Genomic DNA, 8,662 nt, shown 5'->3' with positions numbered 1-8,662 from the left:
CCCCGTCCTTCCCTTTTCCAAAGGCGTATACGGCATTTGACAGCAATTCCTTCAGCCAACGATAGTACATGGTTGGATGAATACCATTAGCGTCACACACATCCGAGAGTGTTTTCTTTTCAAGTAAATGTTGCTTCATTATCTCCACTCGTTTCTCCGGTAGATACCTTTTTCTCATACTTACTTCTTTCATTTTTCCCTCCTTTGAAATAGTTTATGTATAGCTTATTTCAATAAGAGAAATTCCATTTCCGTCTGAAGCAAAACACAATTAGATTTTCGAAACATAAAAAAATCGCATGTGCATTGAACAAGGGATTGTAGCACCTTGTTCAAATTCAATTTTTAGAAAATTATACGCTCAGAGGTATTTCAAGACGATTGATAGATTACCAATGGAGTAGCCACACAGTATATGTTTATGGGAAACTATCTCCTGGCCGGTTGAGGATATAGGTGTTTTTTATTAAATTCCCGGAAAACAAAAAACAGGGAATATAAGGAAATGGTTCAAGATTATTCCGGAGAGGAGACGCGGATATTGGAGGATTTTCGGCAGGGTTTGTTTTTGGGAGTAAAGGGTATTGATGGCAGGTAAAATAAATTGGGTTGGGTTTTTAAGGAAATTGAGGGATACTTCCCTGATTTTAGATTATGCCTCGGCTGCATCAATAGGGGGGAATGTCGCTTTATTATTCCAATGAATAGTCGTCAGGCATTAAAGATTATTTTAGATTTCCTTTTTCATAGTATTTTATAAGTTTAGATATAAGTTTATCGACGCTGCAATTCTCGATGTCAGCCAATTTATTAAGCTTTTTGAAATTTCCTGTAGAGATTTCTTTGTCCAATACCTTTACAGAACCATCATTCCAGTGAAGTTTATTTCGGTCAGCTAGAATGAATTTTTCCGGGTAGAGTTTTGCCGCCCTCTTTTTCACTTGATTCCATGCTTCATTGATATCGCGTGTAGCAGACATTTGGCCCAACAATCCCATATTGTAGACTATGGTCTCTTTGAAGTTCTTAGTTCCCGCAGGAAGTTGTAAGAGAATTTCCAACATAGCTTCGGACAGTTTGGCTTTAGATAGTCCAGTACCCATACCTGCTCTTCTCATTTCGCCGAACATTTTCTCGTTAAACATTGAACCTCCTTGGCTGTGACTACAAATTATAAATGAATACGACTATTTCTAAGCCTAACTACCAAAATCAACGGCGGCGCTTTTTGCCGTTCTAGCCAAAGCTATTCTCTGTAATAATATGGATCATCAAACATTGATGCCCGTTCATTCCTTTCTGATATGCACCGCATCGGACATACCACACATGCTTCTGTTAGCGAATCCCATGCTTTGGCAGCAATCGTCAATAACTTATCTACAAGTCTATCTCCGATAGCAGGAAAAAATTCCTCAATTGCCTCGTGTCCCAATCTGACATTGGCGATCCGCCCTTCCAGTTTATCAAGAATAACCTTCTTAAGGTGTTTTGCGTAATAAATGCAGAAATTTTTTAACCGGAGATTATCTATTCCCTTTTGATATAACTTCTCCGTTAATCGTTTCTCTTTCGCAAGGAAATGACCAAATCCCTGCGCGAACTCAAACAGAAACCAGTTAATTTTTGTTTTCTCCTTGTCGTTTAAAAAAAAGTGACTCGGAGAAATGTGATTTTTCTCATCACTATTGTTATGATGTCTTGAAATAATCATTATCCTCTCTTCGTATCCTCTCAAAATTTCATGGTAAAAGTATAGAAAAAGAATTCCTAATTTTAATAAAAGCAACAAAAAATCGTATGATATGAGGGACACTTCCTGAATTTTGGATTATGCCTCGGCCGTATTAATAGGGGAAGTGTCACGATATTATATCTGAACGGGTAAAAAATCTTCATCAAAAAAACTGGATTCAGGCTGTGGTGGCGCTTTTATGTTTGATTCCATTGAAAAAAAATATAAAAACTGCGCGAAAGAATTGGTCTGGCGGTGGTTTTTCCTGGCGAAAAATCCACCACCGTTCCGGATACAAAGGAGATACGGCGGTATCATTTTCATGAAATGCGTGTGCAGGTTGCGATAAAAAGGGCGGTACAGGATGCAAAAATTTGTAAACGTGTTGCAACTCATACGTTTCGCCGTAGCTTTGCAACGTATCTAATGAAAAAGGCAGAACCTCAGTAATTGGAGTTCTGCCTATAATTAAGATTGGCTCCGTATTCTGAACGAAATCCGAACTTTTTTCAAAGAAAATCCTGAACAAGAATGAGGTGCGTTTCCGCTTGCCTCCGCGGAGTTTATCCCGCGCTCCGTTGCGGGGCTACGGCAAACCAAAACAGAAAAAATTTCTCTACATTTTTTAATTTTTTCGCGCGCAATTTTTTCTTTTAAAAGGAAAAGAAATTTTTTCTGTTTTGTGTTTCTCTTAATCAGAGAAAAGCGGAAACGCTCTGTTCTTAATCGCAAAAGGGCAAAAATTCCTTCCCCCAGACCCCCTTCCTTTTTGCCCTTTTGCTTTTCGGGCTTCGCCCGATTTTTTTGCGGGGCTACAAAATTTAAAGGGTGGAGGGTGGGTTTAGTCCTCTGCTCCGTCTTGTTCCTTTTTTTCTGCCTTAATTTTCTGTAAAACTACTTTGTATCCATAAGTTTCCAGTCTTCGTCTTGCGTTTCTCAAACTAACTTTACTGAAAAACGGAATTTCCAAATCTTTGTCAGACGAGCTTATTATAGCAAAAATTACCTCATAATCGGAAGCTTTGGGTCTATCCGCGACATTATTAATTTTATGAGAATCAGATAATTTTTCATTCACTTTTTGCCGAAAATCTTTGTCTGCTATAAAAAGCTCACCAGATACAACTCCTTGTGAGAACAAATGGCTTAAAACAGATGACCCGCCATAGTGTTTAACATGGATAAGTTTTTTATCTTTCGTAAGAAGATCACAGAATTCAATTTTACTATAACCGCCCCCGTGACTGATATTTTTTCTATCCATACAACAAAATTGATTATCGTTTTGAGCAATTTTTTCGTTATAATCATTTTCGTTTTTATGTTGGTATGACGGCAAAGTAAAAGAAGGTGTCTGACTTCTAAGTTCCTGATAATCAGTATCTACTTGTTTAGAAAAATCTTTCTCTACTTCATACCATTTGCCGTTACTTAACAGATATGTTTTTTCATTGCTGTCATCATTTGTTTCGCAGTACAAACAATTATATGCTGACCATTGATGTTTAATTTGATCGTTTTGTGCATTGAAACAAAATATCTTTTTTCTTTTCAAAGTTTCCACCGACAAATCATTTTTATCGTCATCAGATAATGAATTAAGAAAGTCGGGCAAGCATATATCGTCTTGTCTTGAAGTATCTCTTGTACTATTTTTATAAGAAAATCCTAAAACATCCGCCCAATCCACAAGTTCAGGCACAGCCATCCATGTTTTTTCAACCTCATTATTTTTGATATTTTCAATTAGTTTGCCGTTCAATGTTTCAGTTAAAGTTGGGTCTTTCACTTCTGCAATTTGATCAATCCAACCAAAATCTTTTTTGTAATCATCGCTCAAATACTTTTGATAACAACTTTCCAAAAATTCTTTTATCCCGGTTAGATTAACTTTTACAGAAACACTTAAAGCATCTTTGCCTGTTATGCTTTTTCCAAAAGTTTCCTCTTTGGATTTTCCCGTAATTGACTGGATTAAATCCTGCTCGATATCAATTCCAAAATCAGCAGCTATACCCTCACGGCTTAATTGTTCGCTTGTATCTTTTGGTATAGACGACATGTTTTTCTTATCTATTCGGCGTAAATTATTTGCGTCAACAGTGTTCAGCGTCGTTTTCAGACCAAACCGTTCCTCCCACACGCCATGATTAAGTAAATTCCACCCATAACCAAACGGAATAGCAAAAACTCTGTTTTGATGTTCAATCAATAAAACGGCTTTTGAGCTTGCGTTAAATAATTTCAATTTTCTATTCTCGTCTTGGGCGTTTTGCTCTTTATTATTTTCAAAGCTTGAACCAAAAAAATCTTTTATCCATGACGGCTCAAATAGGTGCGAATCTCCGAAATATAAAGTACCGAATGTATCCGTGCCGTCTTTAATCTCTTCTTTCGTAAGTTTATCGAAATTCTTAAGAATACTCTGATGATCGGAGTAGGAATCCTTGATTAGATATATTGAAAGTTTGTTTGTCGGCACGTCGCTCATAGTTTTATTAGTTTAAATCTAAAATATCCCAACCTTTCAATGATTTGTCGTAAGAATATTTTGCTTTGCAGTTTATTTTCCAGCCATTTGGTCCATCTTGCACAACAATACCGCCGTCAAAGCCTTTTTTATTTTTTAGCCACACTTGCAACGCCTCAGCTTTATACTTTGTGTCTTTGCTTTCAGCAGTAAAGCCCGCTTTAGTATCAACAATGTATACTTTATTCTTTGTTTGAATAATCCAATCGGGATAAAAAAGTTTTTCGCGATTTTCATCAGGGTTATAATAAGGAATAGAAAAATGTTCGCTTCCTGAATCGCCGTTTTTATGCCACCATGCGATATTTTTATTTTTAGATGACTCTAAAAATTCAATAAATTTCTTCTCATTCACGCCCCCAAACATTCCGCCTTCAATCCAAAACGGCTCCATTGCTGATTTTTTAACAGACAGTTTTTCGTATAAATCAGTGAAAAATAAAGCGTCTCTTGGCACATCAATACGCTCAATACGCTTGGCGCGAGCGGCTTTTTTATTTACTTCTTTCTCGCGAACGGGGCGGTATGAAAGTAAAGCGTCGCCGATAATTGGAGCAAGCTCGCTTGCCGGACTGGCTAAATCATTGACTATGATTTTATAAACTTCACCGCGATCAGCCTTGAGTTTATTCATTAAATAAACATTTAGCGCGGTTTTTAATTTACCCCAAGAACGCTCAGGCGCAAATTTTTTATTTTCATCTGCTTGCTTGGCAATTATCTTAAAACACAGCAAATTATAAAGCCGTTCAAGATCATGCCGAGACATTTCTTCGTCATGACTTCCACCTTCCTCAAAAAGCTCTTTGGTGAAATTGTCATAATCATCAATTTCAACACCCACAATCAAGCCATTAGTGATTTTCGGTTTTAGATTTAGCTTTTTAGTATCAAGTTTTTTATCTGCCACTTTTTGAAATGTAATCTGAAATGTATCGCCAAGATCGTTATAATCGGCTCTGGTCATAAAGACTGATTCCAATTTAATAGGCTTTATATTTTTCTTGCGATAACTGCCGTTTATCGCTGGGCGGTTTTCTGTCTTTGATTTTGCGTATTCTGCTAATACTTCATTTCGTTTATAATTTGTATATAAATAGCCGATATTTAGCTCTGGATGAGAAAAGTGCGTTGCAAAAGGCATACGCAGAATACGCCCGACTGTTTGAATGGCAAATGTAGGGTTCTTTATTTCTCTAAACATCACAAGCACGCCCGCGCGAGGGCAATCCCAGCCTGTTGCGGCGGCTTGTTTGAAAAGTAAAAATGAAACCGACGAATTGCTTTTTTCTAAATCTTCGAGATTCTCTTTTTCTTTTGAAAGCCAAACGGCGATTTTATCGTCTTTCACACCTTTGCGTTTCAAATATTCAAGCACGATAGTTTGTTTGGTCGTGTCGCTTGTTTCTTTTGTTGCCTGATCGTCATTCGGTAATTGAATAAGAACAAGCGGGTTTATGTCTGCTTTGACATCTTTATATAATTCAATAAGCTCTTTTCGCTTATTAAAAGCGAGTTCCAAAAGCATTTCATCTTGATCCAATTTTTTGAGTGATTTTTGTTCCAAATCTTCCTCGGTTTGAAAAACGATTTTTTCTTTGATAAGCCCAGCCTCAACAACAGCGTCGCGGTTTACTTCCACATATCCAGCAGTATCGGCGCGAGTAGGAATATATTTCGGCGTAGCTGAAACACGAAGCGTAATTTTCGGCTTGATAAGTCCTTCCACGACTTCAAGAGCAAGATCAGTATCAGAGCCGATATGTTCCTCGTCAATGATAACAACAATTTTGCGTCCGTCTTCGTGCGTTTCGTTTATAAAGTTATCAAAAGTCAATCCTTGCTCATTTTCACGGCGAAGTTTTCGGCTTTCTTTTGATCGTCCTTTGATTTTTTGCCAGTTTATAAAAAAGACATCATTTTTGCGAAGCTTGCCACGAGATAAGTCGTTAAGATCAATCAAGTCAAGTTCAGAAGCACCCCCGTAATATTCAAAAAGTTTTTTCTTGCTTTGTTGGTATGAATCTTCACTGAAAGAAAACCAAACAAAAGCTGTGTCGTTGCCCTCAAAACGAGGATCGGACACAATATCCCGCAAAAATTGAGCGAGCATAATTGTCTTTCCCGAACCAGTCGGCGATTTTAAGACAAGAGGTATATTAAAATTTGGCTCTTTCCAAAGCGAAAGAAACTCATTTTTGAGCTGTGATATTGCTGTTTCTTGAAATGGTTTTAATGCAAACATATTTTATAAACGATTTAGTTCTTTATATACCTCAATAATTGGTTCGGGAATATCCTCGACCCTGATATTTTGTGATGAATATTCGCCCTTGTATTCGTTTTTACCCCAACTAAAAATGTATAGAGCAACAGGCAAATTTTTCTTTTCCAGTTTATCAATCAAATCTTCAAGTTTTGTTTTATCTTCTTTAAAATAAATTGCGGTTATTTTTTTATTTCCTTCAAAAATTTGCCACCATTCATTTTTTTCAACCTCATTCAATGTATCTTCGCGAACCGCAATTATTTCTCCGGCTTGATAGGTTGTGCGAATTTTTGCCTCATCTGGCACTTTGTGGATTTGTTCAATATCTACGAGATCGGTTTGATAATAGGAAAGGTTGCTTGAAACACCCTCAACTTTTTCACCTTTCTTGTTTTTATAACCCTTTATAATAGCTTTAATTCTTGGATAGCACACGGAATCGGCAATCCCGCCATTCCCACCATTATTATTTTCGTTATTTGTGCAAAGAATAAATTTGCGATTTCCGCCGTCAATTTTATTCATTTCTAAAACAGCATGCCCTGTTGTTCCTGAACCAGCAAAAAAATCTAAAACATTTGCGTGCGGTCGCTCGCCAACCGCGGCAAATAAACAATCATAAACTGTATATAATGATTTTGGATAATTAAAATCAGACTTAGGAACAATCTCTCTTAAAAGTTTTGCGCCATACTCATTGGCGTCATATTTTTTATCAATCCAAACGGTTCGATATTTCCCAAAATCTTTACCAATTTGAATTTCTTTATTTCCTCTGCCGTTTATAACACGAAGCAAATGTTTTACTTTTTCTACGCTTTGGCGAGCATAACGCCATTTTCTCTCTACGCCGTCGTTATCTATTGGATAAATATAAGTTCCTTCCTTTTTTTCTTCTTCACGATTTGGATGAATATTCTCTGGAACAACATCACCAAAGCCAATAACTTTTTCGTTCTTCACTATAATCGGATAAAAACAATTTCGGGCGTCGGTTCGAAGTGATTCCCCTCCGTTATCTCTTAATCCTCTCCAGCTAATTTCGCCCTCATCAATTACTCTATCGCCAATTGTTTTTAATCCTTTAGGAATCACAAAAATTGCATATTCATGCGTATAAGAAAAATTTGTACCTTGCACACCGCGCGGATTGTGAACAATTGTAATCATGTGTTGTTCATGAGCGGGAAATAACTGCTCAATCAAAACGCCTAAATGCGCTTGTTCATTTTCATCAATGGCGCAAATCAAAACGCCGTCATCTTTTAATAATTCCTTTGCAAGAGTTAAACGATGACGCATAAATGAAAGCCATTTGCTGTGTCGGTATTCATCGTCTTTATCCACATAATTATTGTTGTATTTCCAATTTTTTGCACCAGTGTTGTATGGTGGATCAATATAAATAAGATCAATATTCTTTTTGTGCGTATAGTTCAAAACTGAAAGCGCAAGATAATTATCGCCCTCAATCATCAAATTGTTTGGATATTCTTCGCTCAAATCAAGTCGATTTTTAACGATTTCTTTCAGAACAGGCACTTTGACCCTTGATTGCTCAACAACATCTTCCGTTTTATCCTCAAAAACCAACCCGAGATTATTTTTCTTGAGCTTTCTAATTTGAGCTTTTAACTCCAATATTTCTTTTTTTAAATCTTTCTCTGACATGGATTATTTTCTCGTTATTAAATCATAAGCCAAACTAGCCAAAACAATATAATGAATTGCCAAATTTTTATCTAACTCATTGGCTGGAGTATGTGCTTTCTCGTTTCTCAATTTTTGGATAGCCATATGTAAAAACTTAACTCCTTCAAAAAAATCTTTTTCAACATCATCTTTTGCTTTATGTCCAAAAATTGTGGTGTAATTATTTTCATTAAAAGCTTCGTGAGCTTTTTCTTTTCCTGTTATGGATTTTAATTTTTCTCTTACAATTTTATAAGATTCTTCTACGGCGTTAAAATAATGCCCGTCATTCAATAATTTTTTAACATGAGGGGCTGTCAGATAATAACATTTACAACTTTGGATTGAAATATATTCTGGAATCGGCTAAAATGTTTTTATGTCTACCGAAAAACTTAAAGAAAAAATCAACGATATTTTACCCTTTTTAAATGAA

The 8,662-nt window shown here is 36.4% G+C and carries 8 protein-coding genes; 1 reads left to right on the top strand and 7 read right to left on the bottom strand.

All coding sequences use genetic code 11. The features are described 5' to 3' along the window. The 3 genes from QZT26_RS14900 to QZT26_RS14890 all read right to left on the bottom strand — a co-directional run. A partial coding sequence (locus QZT26_RS14900; protein WP_295103273.1) for a transposase occupies positions 1-193 on the bottom strand: 193 nt, incomplete at its 3' end. 532 nt (positions 194-725) lie between these two features. After that, on the bottom strand, positions 726-1,145 hold the full coding sequence (locus QZT26_RS14895) for a hypothetical protein (protein ID WP_164994512.1): 420 nt from the start codon (positions 1,143-1,145) through the stop codon (positions 726-728). A gap of 101 nt (positions 1,146-1,246) precedes the next feature. Then, entirely contained in the window at positions 1,247-1,714 is a 468-nt protein-coding gene (locus QZT26_RS14890; protein WP_099324666.1) for a hypothetical protein, read from the bottom strand. A 276-nt stretch (positions 1,715-1,990) separates the two neighbouring features. Here QZT26_RS14890 and QZT26_RS14885 point away from each other — a divergent pair, with 276 nt between their 5' ends. Beyond that, complete coding sequence (locus tag QZT26_RS14885) at positions 1,991-2,185, top strand: tyrosine-type recombinase/integrase (protein ID WP_157820436.1); 195 nt, start codon at positions 1,991-1,993, stop codon at positions 2,183-2,185. A gap of 391 nt (positions 2,186-2,576) precedes the next feature. Here the strand turns inward: QZT26_RS14885 and QZT26_RS14880 are convergent, their stop codons facing one another. From QZT26_RS14880 to QZT26_RS14865, 4 genes are read right to left on the bottom strand one after another with little or no spacing between them, the layout of a single operon-like run. Beyond that, positions 2,577-4,226 (bottom strand): TIGR04141 family sporadically distributed protein, encoded by a 1,650-nt coding sequence (locus tag QZT26_RS14880; protein WP_295103268.1) that lies wholly within the window; start codon positions 4,224-4,226, stop codon positions 2,577-2,579. Between the two features lie 7 nt (positions 4,227-4,233). Next, the gene (locus QZT26_RS14875) at positions 4,234-6,510 is read right to left on the bottom strand and encodes a DEAD/DEAH box helicase family protein (protein WP_295103266.1); all 2,277 of its coding nucleotides are present in this window, start codon (positions 6,508-6,510) and stop codon (positions 4,234-4,236) included. A 3-nt stretch (positions 6,511-6,513) separates the two neighbouring features. Beyond that, positions 6,514-8,205 (bottom strand): site-specific DNA-methyltransferase, encoded by a 1,692-nt coding sequence (locus tag QZT26_RS14870; protein ID WP_295103264.1) that lies wholly within the window; start codon positions 8,203-8,205, stop codon positions 6,514-6,516. Between the two features lie 3 nt (positions 8,206-8,208). Next, on the bottom strand, positions 8,209-8,547 hold the full coding sequence (locus tag QZT26_RS14865; RefSeq protein WP_295103276.1) for a TIGR02391 family protein: 339 nt from the start codon (positions 8,545-8,547) through the stop codon (positions 8,209-8,211). Between the last annotated feature and the right edge of the window lie 115 nt (positions 8,548-8,662).

The organism is uncultured Candidatus Kuenenia sp., assembly GCF_900696675.1.
In the GTDB taxonomy this organism is placed as follows: Bacteria; Planctomycetota; Brocadiia; order Brocadiales; family Brocadiaceae; genus Kuenenia; species Kuenenia stuttgartiensis_A.
The sequence above is the reverse complement of the archived record's forward strand: the minus strand, read 5'-3'. Positions and strand labels throughout refer to the sequence as shown.

Coding starts and splice junctions, on each gene's coding strand:
- QZT26_RS14895 (WP_164994512.1), bottom strand. CDS start 1,145: ATGTTTAACGAGAAAATGTTCGGCGAAATGAGAAGAGCAGGTATGGGT.
- QZT26_RS14890 (WP_099324666.1), bottom strand. CDS start 1,714: ATGATTATTTCAAGACATCATAACAATAGTGATGAGAAAAATCACATT.
- QZT26_RS14880 (WP_295103268.1), bottom strand. CDS start 4,226: ATGAGCGACGTGCCGACAAACAAACTTTCAATATATCTAATCAAGGAT.
- QZT26_RS14875 (WP_295103266.1), bottom strand. CDS start 6,510: ATGTTTGCATTAAAACCATTTCAAGAAACAGCAATATCACAGCTCAAA.
- QZT26_RS14870 (WP_295103264.1), bottom strand. CDS start 8,205: ATGTCAGAGAAAGATTTAAAAAAAGAAATATTGGAGTTAAAAGCTCAA.